Genomic DNA, 14,826 nt, shown 5'->3' with positions numbered 1-14,826 from the left:
CTACTACCCAGCCCCGGAAGGCCGTCCCTTTTGTGCCGCAAACTAGTGCGTCTCATCGGGGAGGCGAATCATATCAAAGACCGTCGAAGTTTGGCAAGCGCTTTTCCAGGAAAGCGTGCATGCCTTCTTTTTGCGCCGGCGTACCGAAGGCGGCCTGGAACAAACGGCGCTCGTAGGCGACACCATCGGTCAAGGTCGTTTCAAAGGCGCGGTTGACGCAATCCTTGATCATCATGGCAACCGAAGTCGGCATGGCGGCGATGGTCTTGGCGGCGGCCAGGGTTTCTTCCAGCAATTTATCTGCCGGCACCACGCGCGACACGAGGCCGATGCGTTCCGCCTCGGCGGCATCGATGGTGCGCGCCGTCAGCAGCAAGTCCATGGCCTTGGCCTTGCCGATGGCGCGCGGCAAACGCTGCGTACCGCCCGCGCCCGGCGTGACGCCAACCTTGATTTCCGGCTGGCCGAACTTGGCGCTGTCGGCGGCGATCAGGAAATCGCACATCATGGCCAGTTCGCAGCCGCCACCGAGCGCATAGCCGGCCACGGCGCCCACCACCGGTTTGCCCACGCGCAAGATATGCTCCCAGTTACGGCTGATGTAGCCTTGGGTATAGGTATCCGGGTAGGTGTAATCGGCCATGGCCGCGATGTCGGCGCCGGCGGCAAATGCTTTTTCGCTGCCCGTGAGCACGATGCAGCCGATACTCTCGTCGGCGTCGAACTTCAGCAAGGCGTCGCCCAGCTCATTCATCATGTTCTCGTTCAAGGCGTTCAGGGCCTTGGGGCGGTTCAGGCGGATGACCGCCACTTTGTCCTGGATATCGATGATCAGGTCTTCGTATTGCATGGTGTCTCCTCTCGATGAACGGTGCAACGATTGTAGCGGCTAACGGCAGCGGCGCGGCAGGTGCGCTGCTATTATTGTGAGCCCGATCTTTTTTATCGAGCAGCATATTTTCTCTTCCCTCTTCCAGTATTGCGCCAGCTACCTGCGCGGCGACGGCAGCGCCGCCAGCGTCAATTTCCGCCGCCTGTGGTTCAGCAACGGCCTCAATTGCTTCGGCGCCCAGATCACCTCGCTGGCCCTGCCCCTGTGCGCGGTGCTCTTGCTGCATGCGACGCCGGAACAGATGGGCGTGCTGGTTGCGCTGCAGGCGCTGCCGTTCGCCCTGTTCGGCTTGCCCGTCGGCGTGCTGCTTGACCGGCGCAGCAAGCACCCGATCATGCTGTTCAGCGAAAGCATGTCGGGCCTGGCCCTGGCCAGCGTGGCCGTGGCTTACTGGTGCGGCGTGCTGTCGATGCCATGGTTATATATAGTGGGCTTCATCATCGGCACGGGCTTCGTCGTCGGTGGTGGCGCCGAACAGGTGTTTCTGACTTTCCTCGTGGGCCGCGATGGCTTGATCGATGCGCAGTCGAAATTTGCCGCCACCGAATCAGCTTCGCGCCTGATCGGTCCCGGCCTGGCCGGCGTACTCGTGCAAGTGCTGTCGGCGCCCGTCGCCATCCTGTGCACGGCGTGCGGCTATCTGGTTTCCGTTTTCAATCTGCGCGCCATGAGCGTGCGCGATCCGCGGCCAGCGCCATCCGACAAGCACGCCTTGCGCGACATCGCCGACGGCTTGCTGTTCGTCTGGCGCGAACCGCTGCTGCGCGCGCTGGCCTGGGGCGCCGGCATCTGGCACTTCCTGTTTTACGCCAGCATGGCCTTGACGGTGCTGTTTGCCACGCGCGACCTGGGCATGAGCCCTGGCGTGCTGGGCATGACGCAGATGCTCGGCGGCGCCGGCGTCCTGCTCAGCGCCTTCATCGTCAAGCCCTTGACGCAGCGCTATGGCGCCGGCCGCACCATCCTGCTCGGCCTGGCATCGACCTCGCTCTGTTTTGCCCTGACGCCCACGATACCCGCCGCGCTGTTCGGCAGCGCGGCCGCCAGCGCCGTGGCGTATGCCATCTTGATGTTCTTTTTCGATTGCGGCGTGATGCTGTTCTTTATTCCCTACCTGGGCTTGCGCCAGAAGGTCACGCCCGATCCCATGCTGGGCCGCATGACGTCGACCATGCGCTTCCTGACGGTGGCGACGGCGCCGCTGGGCGCGCTGGCCGCCGGCTGGGTAGCGGAACACTTTGGCGTGCGCAATGGCCTGGCCTGCATCGCGGCAGGCAGCATTGTGTTGACGGTCGCCATGGTGTGGGGCACGCCGCTACGTAGCGTGCGCACCTGAAGCGATGAACGGGAATACACTGGTGAAAGATTGCCTTGGCGACACTATTCATGCCAAAGCCTGTGAGGTTTGATTTACATCAAGGTTTTAATTGATGTAAATCCATAAGCTGTCTTACATCACTTGAGGAGCACGCTATGTTTAACACCATCTTATTTCCCACCGACGGCTCGCCGTTGTCCGACAAAGCCGCCGAGACCGCCCTCGCCTTCGCCCAATTGAACAAGGCCAAGCTGGTCGCCATCAGCGTGGTACAGCCGTTCCCGTTCTCGCCGATGGCGGACGGCGGCATCGTGCTCGACGCCAGCCTGTATGAACAGCAGATGCAGGAAGCGTCGCAACGCGCCATCGACAAGATCGGCGCAGCGGCAGGCGCCGCCGGCGTGCCTTTCGAAGGCGTGGTGGCCGTGTCGCCGAGCCCGCACGATGAAATCGTCAACGCGGCGCAAACCTACCATTGCGACATCATCCTGATGGCTTCGCACGGCCGCAAGGGTTTGAACAAGCTGTTCGTGGGCAGCGAAACGCAAAAAGTGCTGGCCCACACCCACTTGCCAGTGATGGTCTTGCGCTAAGCCACACCACGAACTGCCCGGCGACGCTTTCCCTAGCGCGCCGGCGCCTGCTTCGGCAACAACACCCACACGGCGCCGCTCTGCTTCATGCGGCCCGCATTCTCGGCCGCTTCCGCGCCAAAACCAAAGAAGTAATCGACACGGATCGGCCCGCGAATGGCGCCGCCCGTATCCTGCGCCATCACCAGGCGCTGCATGGGAATCTCGCTATTGGCTTGCGTGGTGGACAGGAACACGGGCGCGCCCAGCGGCAAGAAGCGCGAATCAATGGCCACCGAACGCTGCGGCGTCAATGGCACGCCAAGCGCCCCCTTCGGCCCCACTTTCGGGTCGGGCAAACGCTCTTCCTTGAAGAAGACATAGCTGGGATTGGCGTTGAACAATTCATCCTTGCGCGTGGGATGGCCGGCGATCCACGCCTTGATGCCCTGCGCGGACGCCTGGCTCAAGGTCAGCTCTCCCTTGTCGACCAGGTAGCGGCCGATCGATTTGTACGGATGGCCATTCTGGTCAGCGTAGGCCACGCGCACGGTTTCCTGCGTATCGGTCAGCTGCACGCGGCCGGAACCCTGCACCTGCAGGAAGAAGGCCTCGACTTCATCATCCACCCACAACAATTCCTTGCCCGTGACGGACGTGGCGCGCTCGATGTCGGCGCGGGTCGCATACGGGATCACCTTCTTGCCGACCAGCTTGCCCCGCAAGCGCATGTTCTTCAATTCCGGATACACGCCGGACAAATCCACCGAGACGAGGTCGTCGGGCACCTTGTACAGCGGTGTCTGGTATGGGCCGCCCCGCTTGCGCGCCCCGTGCAGCAGCGGTTCGTAGTAGCCGGTTACCAAGCCGGTACTGGCGCCATCGGCCGTGATGACTTGATTCGGCACAAAGAAGGTCTCGAAGAACAGGCGGATGGCCTTGTCGCTGTCGGCATTCACCTGGCGCGCGATCGTGCACGATTCCTTCCAGTCCGGACGTTTCACAAGCACGCCGCACGACGCCATGAAGGCGGGCCAGGCGGCGCGCATGTCGTCGCGGGCCCAGCCAGGCAAGGCGGAAAATTTGGCGGGCACGAAGGTGGGTGCCGCCACATCCGCGGCGTCCTTGGCGTCGGCCGGCTTGGCCGGAACCGGCCTGACGACGGTCGGCGCGATGGGCGGCGCCTTGCCGCTGGCAGCGGGCGGCGCGGGCGGCGTGGTACAGGCGGACAACGCAAGCGCGACGGCGCCGATTGAAACGGGTAGACTACCGCGTGTCAACAGACGGCGGGTAAATACTAAGCTGCGGGTAAATAACATAGGGGTGCGTATGTGGATCTTGATGATAGAGGCGCTGGTGGCGTTCTTCTTGCTGGCATTTATAGTCTGGTGGACCATGTATTCGGGTAAAAAACCCGCACCGCCGGCGCGCAAGCAGCTCGGCGAAGAACAGGACAGCACCGAAAAACTGAAGTAAGGGGCGCAAGCCCCCCGGCGTTGCGTCAATGCAGGGTGCGCGGCACCGACAGCACGAACTCGGGAATCGGCGCTTCAAACTGATGGCCATCTTCGGCCACGCAGAAATACTCGCCGTGCATCGAACCTTGCGGCGTGCCCAGCATGGTGCCGCTCGTGTATTCGAACTGTTCGCCCGGCTGCAGCAGCGGCTGGTGGCCGACGGCGCCCAGGCCGCGCACCTCTTCCACCTTGTTGTTCGCATCCGTGATGACCCAGTGGCGCGAAATCAGTTGCGCGCCAGCCGTGCCCGTGTTGACGACGCGGATCGTGTAGCTGAACACGTGCCGCCCCTGGTCCGGTGCCGATTGCTCGGGCAGGTATTGCGTCTTGACCGTTACCGTAAATTCATAAGTCGCCATCGTCATTCCTATTCAGACATTGCAGTCATTATGGCGGCGCGTGTGCCGCATTGGCCACGGCGTGCCGCGTATTCTGTGTTTCATCGTGCTTCAATAAGGCATGGCAGCGGCGTCAAGCGTAAAATAGCGCATCTTCGCATTTTCTATCCTTTGGCTACTCCACCATGACTACATTCCGTATCGCTCCCAGCATCCTGTCCGCCGACTTTGCCCGCCTGGGCGAGGAAGTGCGCAACGTCGTTACCGCCGGCGCCGACATCATCCACTTCGACGTGATGGATAACCATTATGTGCCGAACCTGACCATCGGCCCGCTGGTGTGCGAAGCGATCCGCCCGCACGTGCAAGTGCCCATCGACGTGCACCTGATGGTCAAGCCTGTCGATCGCATTATCCCGGATTTCGCCAAGGCTGGCGCGAACATCATCACCTTTCACCCGGAAGCGTCGGATCACGTCGACCGCTCCTTGCAGCTGATCCGCGACAATGGCTGCAAATCGGGCCTGGTATTCAACCCGGGCACGCCGCTGCACTACCTGGAACACGTGATGGACAAGATCGACATCATCCTGATCATGTCCGTCAACCCGGGCTTCGGCGGCCAGTCCTTCATCCCGCAGGCGCTGAAGAAAATCGCCGAAGCGCGCCGCATGATCGACGAATCGGGCCGTGACATCATGCTGGAAGTCGATGGCGGCATCAAGATCGACAACATCGCCGCTGCCGCCGCTGCCGGCGCCGACACCTTTGTCGCCGGCTCGGCCATCTTCGGCAAGCCCGACTACAAAGCCGTCATCGACGCCATGCGCGCCGAGCTGGCAGCCGTCAAGGGCGCCTGATGCAAGCGGGCACGGTGAAAGACCACGTACTGACCGGCGTGCGCGCCGCCATCATCGACCTCGATGGCACGATGCTCGACACCGTGCCCGATTTCCATGTCGCCATCAACGGCATGCGCGCCGAACTGGACCTGGCGCCCATCAGCGCCGACGCCATCAAGCTGATGGTCGGCAAGGGCTCGGAAAACCTGATCCGCACCGTACTGGCGCTCGACTTCGACGCGGCCGGCGTGGAACAGCGTTTCGAGCAGGCGATGGACGGCTACCAGCGCCATTACCTGGCCATCAACGGCCAGTTCAGCACCCTGTACCCGGACGTGGAAGCGGGGCTGGCGGCGATGAAGGCGGCGGGCCTGCGCCTGGCCTGCGTCACCAACAAGCCGATCGCCTTCGCCCTGCCCCTGCTGAAGCAGAAAAATCTCGACCAGTATTTCGAGATCGTCTACGGCGGCGATTCGCTGCCGAGGAAGAAACCGGACCCGCTGCCGCTGCTGCAAGTGTGCGCGGACTTCGACCTGGCGCCCGCCAAAGTGGTGGCCATCGGCGACTCCTCGAACGACGCGCAAGCGGCCAGGGCTGCGGCTTGTCCCGTACTGACGGTACCCTATGGCTACAATCACGGACACTCTATACACGATACCGATTCCGATGGTATAGTAAAGACACTGCTCGAAGCAGCCCGTTTTATTAGCATGCAAAACTAACCGGCATACTGACCAAACCCACCACCATATCGTGAACACGTTTCTCATCAAAAAACACAATGTCACCCAAACCGGCTCGATTGAGGCCTGGCTTTGGCGACGCTGGCAATCCTGGCAGGCTTAAGGGCCGAGCCGTTACGATTGCTGCCGGCTGCACCCGTATAGTTTGCGCATATTGCGCCTGTTGCGTGCCCCGGCAAGTTTTTTGATAACCCACCGCAGGGTTTGTGCACTATGCACATGCATACCCTGACGGCATGGAGAGAAACATGACCGAACTCGAATTCAAATCGCTGTCCCAGCAAGGCTACAACCGCATCCCCCTGATCGCAGAAGCGTTCGCCGACCTGGAAACCCCGCTCACCCTGTACCTGAAACTGGCACAGTCCCAACAAGGCGGCAAGAACACCTTCCTGCTCGAATCCGTCGTCGGCGGCGAACGCTTCGGCCGCTATTCCTTCATCGGCTTGCCCGCCACGACCGTGTTGCGCAGCCATGGCAAGCGCACCGAGATCGTCAAGAACGGCGTCGTGATCGAAGAGCACGAAGGCAATCCGCTCGACTTCATCGAACAGTACCAGTCGCGCTTCAAGGTGGCCCTGCGCCCCGGCATGCCGCGCTTCTGCGGCGGCCTGGCCGGCTACTTCGGCTACGACACCGTGCGCCACATCGAGAAAAAACTGGCCGGCGGCGCGCCGAAAGATGACTTGAAGCTGCCCGACATCCAGCTGATGGTGACGGAAGAACTGGCCGTCATCGACAACCTGTCCGGCAAGCTCTACCTGATCGTCTACGCCGATACGACGCAGCCCGAATCGTTTTCGAAAGCGCAGCAGCGCCTGAAGGATTTGCGCATGATGCTGCGCCGCGGTGTCGATGCGCCCGTCACCAGCGCGTCCGTGCGCACGGAAACCATCCGCGACTTTTCCAAGGAAGACTACCTGAAGGCCGTCGCCAAGGCGCATGAATACGTGATGGCGGGCGACCTGATGCAGGTGCAGATCGGCCAGCGCATCCGCAAGCCGTATGTCGATTCGCCACTGACTTTGTACCGCGCCTTGCGTTCGCTCAACCCTTCGCCGTATATGTACTTCTATAATTTCGGCGACATGCAGATCATCGGCGCCTCGCCCGAGATCCTGGTGCGCAACGAGAAGACGGCGGACGGCGGCAAGAAAGTCACCTTGCGTCCCATCGCCGGCACCCGTCCGCGCGGCGCCACGCCCGAGCGCGACGCCGAACTGTCGGCCGAGCTGCTGGCCGACCCGAAAGAGATCGCAGAGCACGTGATGCTGATCGACCTGGCGCGCAACGATATCGGCCGCATCGCGGAGACGGGCAGCGTACACGTCACCGACCGCATGGTTATCGAAAAATACTCGCACGTGCAGCACATCGTCTCGAACGTGGAAGGCACCCTCAAGGAGGGCCTGTCGAACCTGGACGTGCTGCGCGCGACCTTCCCCGCCGGCACCCTGACGGGCGCGCCGAAAGTGCGCGCCATGGAAGTGATCGACGAACTGGAAATCACCAAGCGCGGCATCTACGGCGGCGCCTGCGGCTACCTGTCGTTTGGCGGCGAAATGGATGTGGCCATCGCCATCCGCACGGGCGTGGTCAAGGACGGCATGCTGTACGTGCAGGCCGCGGCCGGCATCGTGGCCGACTCCATCCCCGAAATGGAATGGCAGGAAACGGAAAACAAGGCGCGCGCCGTGCTGCGCGCCGCCGAACAAGTGCAAGATGGCCTGGATGGAGGGTTTTAAGATGCTGCTCATGATCGACAACTACGACTCCTTCACCTACAACATCGTGCAGTATTTTGGCGAACTGGGCGAAGACGTGCGGGTCTACCGCAACGATGAAATCACGATCGAACAGATCGAGGCGCTGAACCCGGACCGCATCTGCATCTCGCCCGGCCCGAAAGCGCCGGCGCAGGCTGGCATTTCGGTGGCAGTGCTCAAGCACTTTGCCGGCAAGAAACCGATACTGGGCGTGTGCCTGGGCCACCAGGCCATCGGCGAAGCGTTTGGCGGTAAAGTCATCCGCGCCAAGCAAGTCATGCATGGCAAGACTTCCCTCATCGCGCATACAGGCGTGGGTGTCTTCAAGGACATCCCCAGCCCCTTCACAGTGATCCGCTACCACTCTTTGGCGATCGAACGCGCCTCGCTGCCTTCCTGCCTGGAAGTGACGGCGTGGACGGACGACGGCGAAATCATGGGCGTGCGCCACCGGGAATACGATATCGAGGGCGTGCAGTTCCACCCCGAATCGATCCTCTCGGAGCACGGCCACGCCCTGCTGAAGAATTTCCTCGAGCGCTGATCCCATGCGCACGCCACGGCGTGCCATCAGTGTCCTCCTGCGCCATCATTGAAGAAGGAAGCATCATGCCGATCACACCACAAGAAGCCCTGCTGCGCTGCATCGAACACCGCGAGATCTTTCACGACGAAATGCTGTACCTGTTCCGCCAGATCATGTCCGGCGAAATGTCGCCCACCATGATCGCGGCCCTCACCATGGGCCTGCGCGTGAAAAAGGAAACCATCGGCGAAATCGCCGCCGCCGCGCAAGTGATGCGCGAGTTTTCCACCAAGGTGCCCATGGCCGACACCACCAACCTGCTCGACATCGTCGGCACGGGCGGCGACGGCGCGCACACTTTCAACATTTCCACCGCCTCGATGTTCGTGGCGGCCGCCGCCGGCGCGCGCGTGGCCAAGCATGGCGGGCGCAGCGTGTCGTCCTCGTCCGGCAGCGCCGACGTGCTCGATTCCTTGGGCGTCAACATCAACCTGCAGCCCGAGCAGATCGCCCAGTCGATCGCGCAAACGGGCATCGGCTTCATGTACGCGCCGAACCACCATGCGGCCATGAAGCATGCGGCGCCCGTGCGCAAGGAGCTGGGGGTGCGCACGATTTTCAATATCCTCGGGCCGCTGACCAACCCGGCCGGCGCGCCGAACATCTTGATGGGCGTGTTCCACGCCGACCTGGTCGGCATCCAGGTGCGCGTGCTGCAGCGCCTGGGAGCGCAGCATGCGATCGTCGTGTATGGCCGCGACAATATGGATGAAGTGTCGCTCGGCGCCTCTACCCTCGTCGGTGAACTGGTCAACGGCGAAATCCGCGAATATGAAATCCATCCGGAAGACTTCGGCATGTCGATGATCGCCAGCCGTAACCTGAAGGTGGCCGATTCCATCGAATCGAAAGCGAAGATGATGGAAGCACTGCGCGGCGAGCCCGGAGCCGCTGCCGACATCGTCGCCCTGAACGCGGGCACGGCGCTGTATGCAGCCGGCGTGGCCAGCTCGATCGAAGACGGCCTGGCACGTGCGCGCACCGCCGTCAGCTCGGGTGCGGCCTTGGCGAAACTCGACCAATTCGTGCAGGTGACGCAGCAGCTGGGCACCCCGGCGCAAGCGTAAGTCCTCCGCCCTCCTTTATAGAATAGCGACCATCATGTCCGACATACTCGATAAAATCCTGGCCGTCAAAGCCGATGAAGTGGCCAAGGCCAAAGTCCGCCGCAGCCTGGCCAGCCTGCGCGGCGATGTGGAAAGCGACAGCGAACTGCGCGCCGGCCTGCGCGGCTTTGAAGCCAGCCTGCGCCAGCACATCGCCGCCGGCAAGCCCGGCATCATCGCCGAAGTGAAAAAGGCATCGCCGTCGAAAGGCGTGATACGCGCCGACTTCCGCCCTGCCGACATCGCCGCCAGCTATGCCCAGCACGGCGCGGCCTGCCTGTCCGTGCTGACGGACGAGCAGTTCTTCCAGGGCTCCGTGGAGTATCTGCAGCAGGCGCGCGCCGCCTGCGCCATCCCCGTGCTGCGCAAGGATTTCATGGTCGACATGTACCAGATCTATGAAGCGCGCGCCATGGGCGCCGACTGCATCCTCCTGATCGTCGCGGCACTCGACCATGGCTTGATGGCGGAGATGGAAGCGTGCGCCCACGAACTGGGCATGGGCGTGCTGATCGAAAGCCACGACGGTGAAGAACTGACGGCGGCCCTCAAGCTCAAGAGCGCACTGATCGGCATCAACAACCGCAACCTACGCACGTTCGACACGTCGCTGGAAACGACACTCGGCCTGCTGCCGCGCATCCCGCAAGACAAATTGATCATCACGGAATCGGGCATCCACAGCACGGCCGACGTGCAACGCATGCGCGATGCGCACATCCACAGTTTCCTCGTGGGTGAAGCGTTCATGCGCGCGCCAGACCCCGGCGTGGAGCTGGAACGCCTGTTCAGTTAAACCGTGGTAGGCTGGCAGCCATGAGACACGCGATCACCGTTCTTGCCGCCGCCAGCCTGCTGGCAGCCTGCCAAAGTACGCCGCCACCAGCGGCGAACATGCCCACGTCCACGTCCTCTCGCACGCCGGCCGCGATAAAGCTGGCCGCCAGCATCGACGCCTACAAATCGCTGGTGGCGCAGCAGATCATGGCGGCCAACGCTGAATACACGTTCAGCGGGCGCTTGCCGCCCATGCTGCCGGCCATCGTCGTGCTCGACCTGAGCGTGGGCCCTAACGGCGAACTGAAAAGCGTGCACGTGCACCGTTCGCGCAACAGCGAAGCATCTGCCGCCGCGCTGGCCGCCGTGCGGCGTGTGCAAAACGCGTTTCCACCGGCCGAACACCTGATGCGCCGCCACGCCCGGACCTTCGATTTTTCCGAAACCTTCCTGTTCAACGACCAGTACCGCTTCCAGCTGCGGACATTGTCCGGCCCTCAGTAAGCGCGCAGGCATCGAGTTCGATACGGTCGCGTCCCCGCTCCTTGGCCAGGTACAGGGCCGCATCGGCGCGCGACAGCAACTGTTCCAGCCCTTCCACCACCGATGCCTGGCAAGCGACGCCGATGCTGACCGTACACGGTGGCAGCCCCGCATGACTGGGCTCGTGCAGCAAGGCGCGGATGCGTTCGGCCACGCCGAGCGCATTATGCGCCGGCATGTCCGGCATCAGCACGACGAACTCCTCGCCGCCGAAACGCGCCACGCAATCCGATTCGCGCAAGGCGCTGCCGATGACGGCGGCCACGTGCGCCAGCACCTGGTCGCCCACCGCGTGACCGTAGCGGTCATTGATCAATTTGAAGTAATCGAGGTCGATGCTGAGCAGTGTCAGCGGCAAACGGCGGCGGCGCAGATTGCCTGTCTCGCGCGCATAGGCGTCGCCAAAGCCGCGCCGGTTCAGCACCTGCGTCAGCGGATCGTGGGTCGAACGACGTTCCAGTATCTGCTGCAGGCGGCGCGTGGCCACCGTCATGAAGCCCACCGTCAGCAGCAGCGCCATGAAATTGGCGACCGCCAGATAGATGCCGGCCGGCGTGCCGGCCACCATCAGGTTCACGCTGGCGCCGCCATGCAGCAAGGCCGACACGCCGCGCGCCAGTACCACGACAGCTTGCATCAGCATCAGCGCGCCAAAGAAAAAACTGGAAAAGTGGCGCTCGCCATGGCGCCACACCAGCTGCACCTGGCGCGCATAAAACAGGAAGACCAGCAGGGAAAAAACCGCCACGCGCACCGAGAAATCGGGGCGCGCCAGCAGCCACCAGCTATTGCCGGCGATGGCCAGGGCGAGTATCAGCAGATAGGCGCGGCGGCTGGGCGCCAGGCCGAAGAATTTCTCCGTGCCCAGCATCGACAGGCCGATGCCGGCCACCAGCGCCGCATTGGCAGCGATCATGGACAATGCCGGCGGCAGCACCTCGCGGGTGCCGAACAGCAGGGACGCGCACACCAGCAACAGCAGACCGGCCGCCCAATGCCCGAGGCCCTGCACCTCGCGCCGGAAGCTGCGATACACCGAGAACATGACGATGCTCATCGCCCCGCACATCAGGGTCGTCATCAGCATGATGGTTCGGGGATCGAGGGTTTGCACGTTGGGCGCGATCTAAAAGAAGCAGTTCGGCAATTTTAGTTTAGTTAAAGAAAAATTAGTTCATTTGCAGTAAATATGATGACAAGAGGCCAAGGCGGCCGGCGGATACGCTGCATTGAGAAATTGCAGCCTGAAATAGAAAACCGGCCAGTGACGGCCGGTTCTCTGTCTTACCGCATGACGAACAGCTTATACAGCGCTAGGACGCTTCGGTCCCGTGGCTTTCTTTGGCGCCGGCAGCAGGGCCAGGCTGACGCCCGGCACGCGGTCGCCCTGCAGCACGGCCGCGAACGTCATCAGCTCGTCGCGGCGGAAGGCGTGAACCGCCACCTTGGCGCCGACGGCGTAGCGGCCCAAGAGGGTGTCCAGGTTGGTGCCCGTCACGCGCAAGCCATCGACGGCCACCAGCACGTCGCCCGCCGACAGGCCGGCTGCGTGGGCGGCGCCGCCCTGGTGCACCTGCGCCAGTTTGGCGTCGTTGCCGTCGCGGCCCAGGTTGACGTCCAGGCTGGCTTTTTCCGCCTTGCGCGCGTCGCTGTATTTCACGCCGAATGGTGCCAGCAGGCGCGCCAGCGGCACGTCGTCCGTGCCGCGGATGTAGCGCTCGAAGAACGGCTTCATGCGCGTGCCGGAAACTTCATCGAACAGGGCTTCGACTTCGGCCGGCGTCACGCCGCGCGCTTTGCCCTTGTAGAAATCGCGGCCATAGCGCTGCCACAACGCCTGCATCACGTCGTCCAGCGATTTTTCTCCATTTGTCTTGCTGCGGATCGTCAGGTCGAAGGCCAGCGCGATCAGCGAACCCTTGGTGTAGTAGCTGACGATGGCGTTCGGCGCGTTTTCATCCTGGCGGTAGTACTTGCCCCAGGCGTCGAAGCTGGAATCGGCCACGCTTTGCTTGGTGCGGCCGCTGCCGCGCAAGACGCTGTTGACGGTTTTTCCCAGCAGCTTGAAATAGGCCGCTTCATCGATCAGGCCCGCGCGCACCAGCATCAGGTCATCGTAATAGCTGGTGAAGCCTTCGAACAGCCACAGCAGCGGCGAGTAGCTTTCCGCCTGCAGGTTGTACGGCGCAAAGGCGGCCGGCTTGATGCGCTTGACGTTCCAGGTGTGGAAGTACTCGTGGCTGCACAAGCCCAGGAATTTCAGGTAGCCGTCGCCGATCTCCGTGCTGTTCGACGCTGTCGTCGGCAGGTCGGCGCGCGCGCAGATCAGCGCCGTCGAGGCGCGGTGTTCGAGGCCGCCGTAACCGTCGCCGACGGCCATGGTCATGAACACATAGCGGTCCATCGGCGCTTTTTTGGTTTTCGGCTCGAAGAAGGCGATCTGCGTTTCGCAGATGGCTTTCAGGTCGCGGCACAGACGGTCCAGGTCCAGGTTCGGCACCTTGCCCGTGACGACGATATCGTGCGGCACGCCATGCGCGGTGAAGGTGGCCAGCGCGAAGTCGCCCATTTCCACCGGGTGGTCGATCAGCTCATCGTAGTTGGCGGCCTGGTAGCTGCCGAAGCCATAGCGCTTCGCTTTCAGCTCCGGCAGGGTGGTGGCCACTTTCCAGGTCTTGCAGGCCGCATCCTTAGGCTGCACGATGTTCACCTCATGGGCATCGGATTCCTGGCCCAGCACGCGCAGGAACACGCTGGTGCCGTTGAAGAAGCCATGATTCTGGTCCAGGTGGGCGGCGCGCACGGACAGATCCCATGCATACACGTCGTATTCGACCGTCAACGGGCCCTTGCACGGGGCGGCTTGCCACGAGTGCTTGTCCAATTTGGTCAGCGCCACGGCCTTGCCTTCGGACTCGGCGCGGATGCTGACGATGTTGCGCGAAAATTCGCGGATCATGTAGCTGCCCGGGATCCAGGCCGGCAAGGACAGCACCTGGCCGATGGCGGCCGGCGACTTGACCGTCAACGTCACCTTGAACATGTGGCCGGCCAGGTCCGCTGCGGCGATGCTGTAGATGATGCCGGCGGCCGGTGCGGCTTTCGTCTTGGTTTTCGCAACGGCTTTGCTTGTGGCATTGCCGGAGGCTTTTGCGGTGATTTTTTTAATCGGTGCTTTCTTCATGTTTTCCTCGTGTCTGGCATGGATATTCTTCAATCGCCCGGGCGCGCCATGCACCGGCGACAAATCGTCAGGTGTATCAATATCGCGCAAGATGCCGCCGTCGTCCACTGTCACTTCGCATACGGCATGGCTGTTGACGATGCTGCGCGCGCCCTGGTCGCCATCGAGCGCCAGCAGCAGCGGCAAGTGATAGGCGCCAAACGCGACAGGATTGCCGCGCCGTCCCTCGAACACGGGCACGGCGATGTGCGCGCCATCGCCAATGGCTTGCGACAAGGCGGCGATTGTAGCCGCTTCCACGAAAGGCATGTCGCCCAGAGCGATCAGCCAGCCCGGCGCGCCGCGTACGTAATCGATGGCGCAGGTGAGCGAGGCGGCCATGCCCGTGTCGGCATCATGACAGACGCGCACTTCGCAGCCCAGCGCGCCGAGCACGCGCGCCACCTGCGTGTCGTCGGCACGCACCACGGCCAGCACGCGCGGCAAGGCGGCCAGCATGGCTTTTGCTGCCGCCACCACCACGGGCAATCCCGCATGCGGGCCTTCGGCCAGCGGCTGCAATAATTTGTTCTGTACGCCGGAAGGGTCGAACCTGCGTCCCCTTCCGGCTGCCAGCAAGATGCCGACCGTACTCAAAAAACC

General features: G+C 62.8%; 15 protein-coding genes and 1 pseudogene. 10 read left to right on the top strand and 6 right to left on the bottom strand.

From position 1 onward, the window contains the following. Window positions 1-73: 73 nt before the first annotated feature. The gene (locus tag V3C40_RS22515) at window positions 74-850 is read right to left on the bottom strand and encodes an enoyl-CoA hydratase (RefSeq protein WP_331778574.1); all 777 of its coding nucleotides are present in this window, start codon (window positions 848-850) and stop codon (window positions 74-76) included. Between the two features lie 76 nt (window positions 851-926). Here V3C40_RS22515 and V3C40_RS22510 point away from each other — a divergent pair, with 76 nt between their 5' ends. Next, window positions 927-2,228, top strand: coding sequence for an MFS transporter (locus V3C40_RS22510; protein WP_331778573.1), 1,302 nt, complete (start codon window positions 927-929; stop codon window positions 2,226-2,228). 137 nt (window positions 2,229-2,365) lie between these two features. Further along, window positions 2,366-2,803, top strand: coding sequence for a universal stress protein (locus tag V3C40_RS22505; RefSeq protein WP_070305541.1), 438 nt, complete (start codon window positions 2,366-2,368; stop codon window positions 2,801-2,803). A 32-nt stretch (window positions 2,804-2,835) separates the two neighbouring features. On the opposite strand, the gene mltA is transcribed toward V3C40_RS22505, so the two are convergent. Then, complete coding sequence (gene mltA / locus V3C40_RS22500; RefSeq protein WP_034753545.1) at window positions 2,836-4,014, bottom strand: murein transglycosylase A; 1,179 nt, start codon at window positions 4,012-4,014, stop codon at window positions 2,836-2,838. A gap of 97 nt (window positions 4,015-4,111) precedes the next feature. Here mltA and V3C40_RS22495 point away from each other — a divergent pair, with 97 nt between their 5' ends. Beyond that, window positions 4,112-4,258 (top strand): hypothetical protein, encoded by a 147-nt coding sequence (locus tag V3C40_RS22495; protein ID WP_165829277.1) that lies wholly within the window; start codon window positions 4,112-4,114, stop codon window positions 4,256-4,258. Window positions 4,259-4,283: 25 nt separating this feature from the next. On the opposite strand, the gene apaG is transcribed toward V3C40_RS22495, so the two are convergent. Continuing rightward, window positions 4,284-4,658: a Co2+/Mg2+ efflux protein ApaG gene (gene apaG, locus V3C40_RS22490; RefSeq protein ID WP_034753698.1), complete on the bottom strand. Its 375-nt coding sequence runs from the start codon at window positions 4,656-4,658 to the stop codon at window positions 4,284-4,286. Between the two features lie 164 nt (window positions 4,659-4,822). Here apaG and rpe point away from each other — a divergent pair, with 164 nt between their 5' ends. From rpe to V3C40_RS22455, 7 genes are all read left to right on the top strand, one after another. Beyond that, window positions 4,823-5,497: a ribulose-phosphate 3-epimerase gene (gene rpe, locus V3C40_RS22485; RefSeq protein WP_034753544.1), complete on the top strand. Its 675-nt coding sequence runs from the start codon at window positions 4,823-4,825 to the stop codon at window positions 5,495-5,497. After that, a complete protein-coding gene (locus tag V3C40_RS22480) occupies window positions 5,497-6,201 on the top strand; it encodes a phosphoglycolate phosphatase (protein ID WP_070305534.1) in 705 nt (234 codons plus the stop codon). Before rpe ends, V3C40_RS22480 begins: the two co-directional genes overlap by 1 nt. 269 nt (window positions 6,202-6,470) lie before the next feature. Further along, window positions 6,471-7,967: an anthranilate synthase component I gene (gene trpE / locus V3C40_RS22475; protein WP_070305532.1), complete on the top strand. Its 1,497-nt coding sequence runs from the start codon at window positions 6,471-6,473 to the stop codon at window positions 7,965-7,967. Window position 7,968: 1 nt separating this feature from the next. Next, complete coding sequence (locus V3C40_RS22470; protein ID WP_034753541.1) at window positions 7,969-8,532, top strand: aminodeoxychorismate/anthranilate synthase component II; 564 nt, start codon at window positions 7,969-7,971, stop codon at window positions 8,530-8,532. Between the two features lie 65 nt (window positions 8,533-8,597). Beyond that, complete coding sequence (gene trpD / locus V3C40_RS22465; protein WP_072457171.1) at window positions 8,598-9,641, top strand: anthranilate phosphoribosyltransferase; 1,044 nt, start codon at window positions 8,598-8,600, stop codon at window positions 9,639-9,641. A 34-nt stretch (window positions 9,642-9,675) separates the two neighbouring features. Continuing rightward, window positions 9,676-10,476, top strand: a complete 801-nt coding sequence (gene trpC / locus V3C40_RS22460) for an indole-3-glycerol phosphate synthase TrpC (protein ID WP_319992281.1) — start codon at window positions 9,676-9,678, stop codon at window positions 10,474-10,476. Between the two features lie 20 nt (window positions 10,477-10,496). Beyond that, entirely contained in the window at window positions 10,497-10,961 is a 465-nt protein-coding gene (locus V3C40_RS22455; protein WP_331778572.1) for a hypothetical protein, read from the top strand. Here the strand turns inward: V3C40_RS22455 and V3C40_RS22450 are convergent. The 3 genes and pseudogenes from V3C40_RS22450 to V3C40_RS22440 form a co-directional block, all read right to left on the bottom strand. Then, window positions 10,912-12,114, bottom strand: coding sequence for a GGDEF domain-containing protein (locus tag V3C40_RS22450; protein WP_331778571.1), 1,203 nt, complete (start codon window positions 12,112-12,114; stop codon window positions 10,912-10,914). The genes V3C40_RS22455 and V3C40_RS22450 overlap by 50 nt on opposite strands. Window positions 12,115-12,303: 189 nt before the next feature. Further along, window positions 12,304-14,184 carry a M61 family metallopeptidase gene (locus V3C40_RS22445; protein WP_331778578.1) on the bottom strand — a complete coding sequence of 627 codons (1,881 nt, stop codon included), beginning with the start codon at window positions 14,182-14,184 and terminating at the stop codon, window positions 12,304-12,306. Between the two features lie 138 nt (window positions 14,185-14,322). Beyond that, a pseudogene (locus tag V3C40_RS22440) lies at window positions 14,323-14,802 on the bottom strand (nucleotidyltransferase family protein); the annotation flags it as partial. Between the last annotated feature and the right edge of the window lie 24 nt (window positions 14,803-14,826).

The organism is Janthinobacterium sp. LS2A (assembly GCF_036543145.1).
Lineage (GTDB): Bacteria > Pseudomonadota > Gammaproteobacteria > Burkholderiales > Burkholderiaceae_D > Janthinobacterium > Janthinobacterium aestuarii.
Note: the sequence above shows the minus strand (reverse complement) of the source record. Positions and strands in the feature narration are given on the sequence as shown.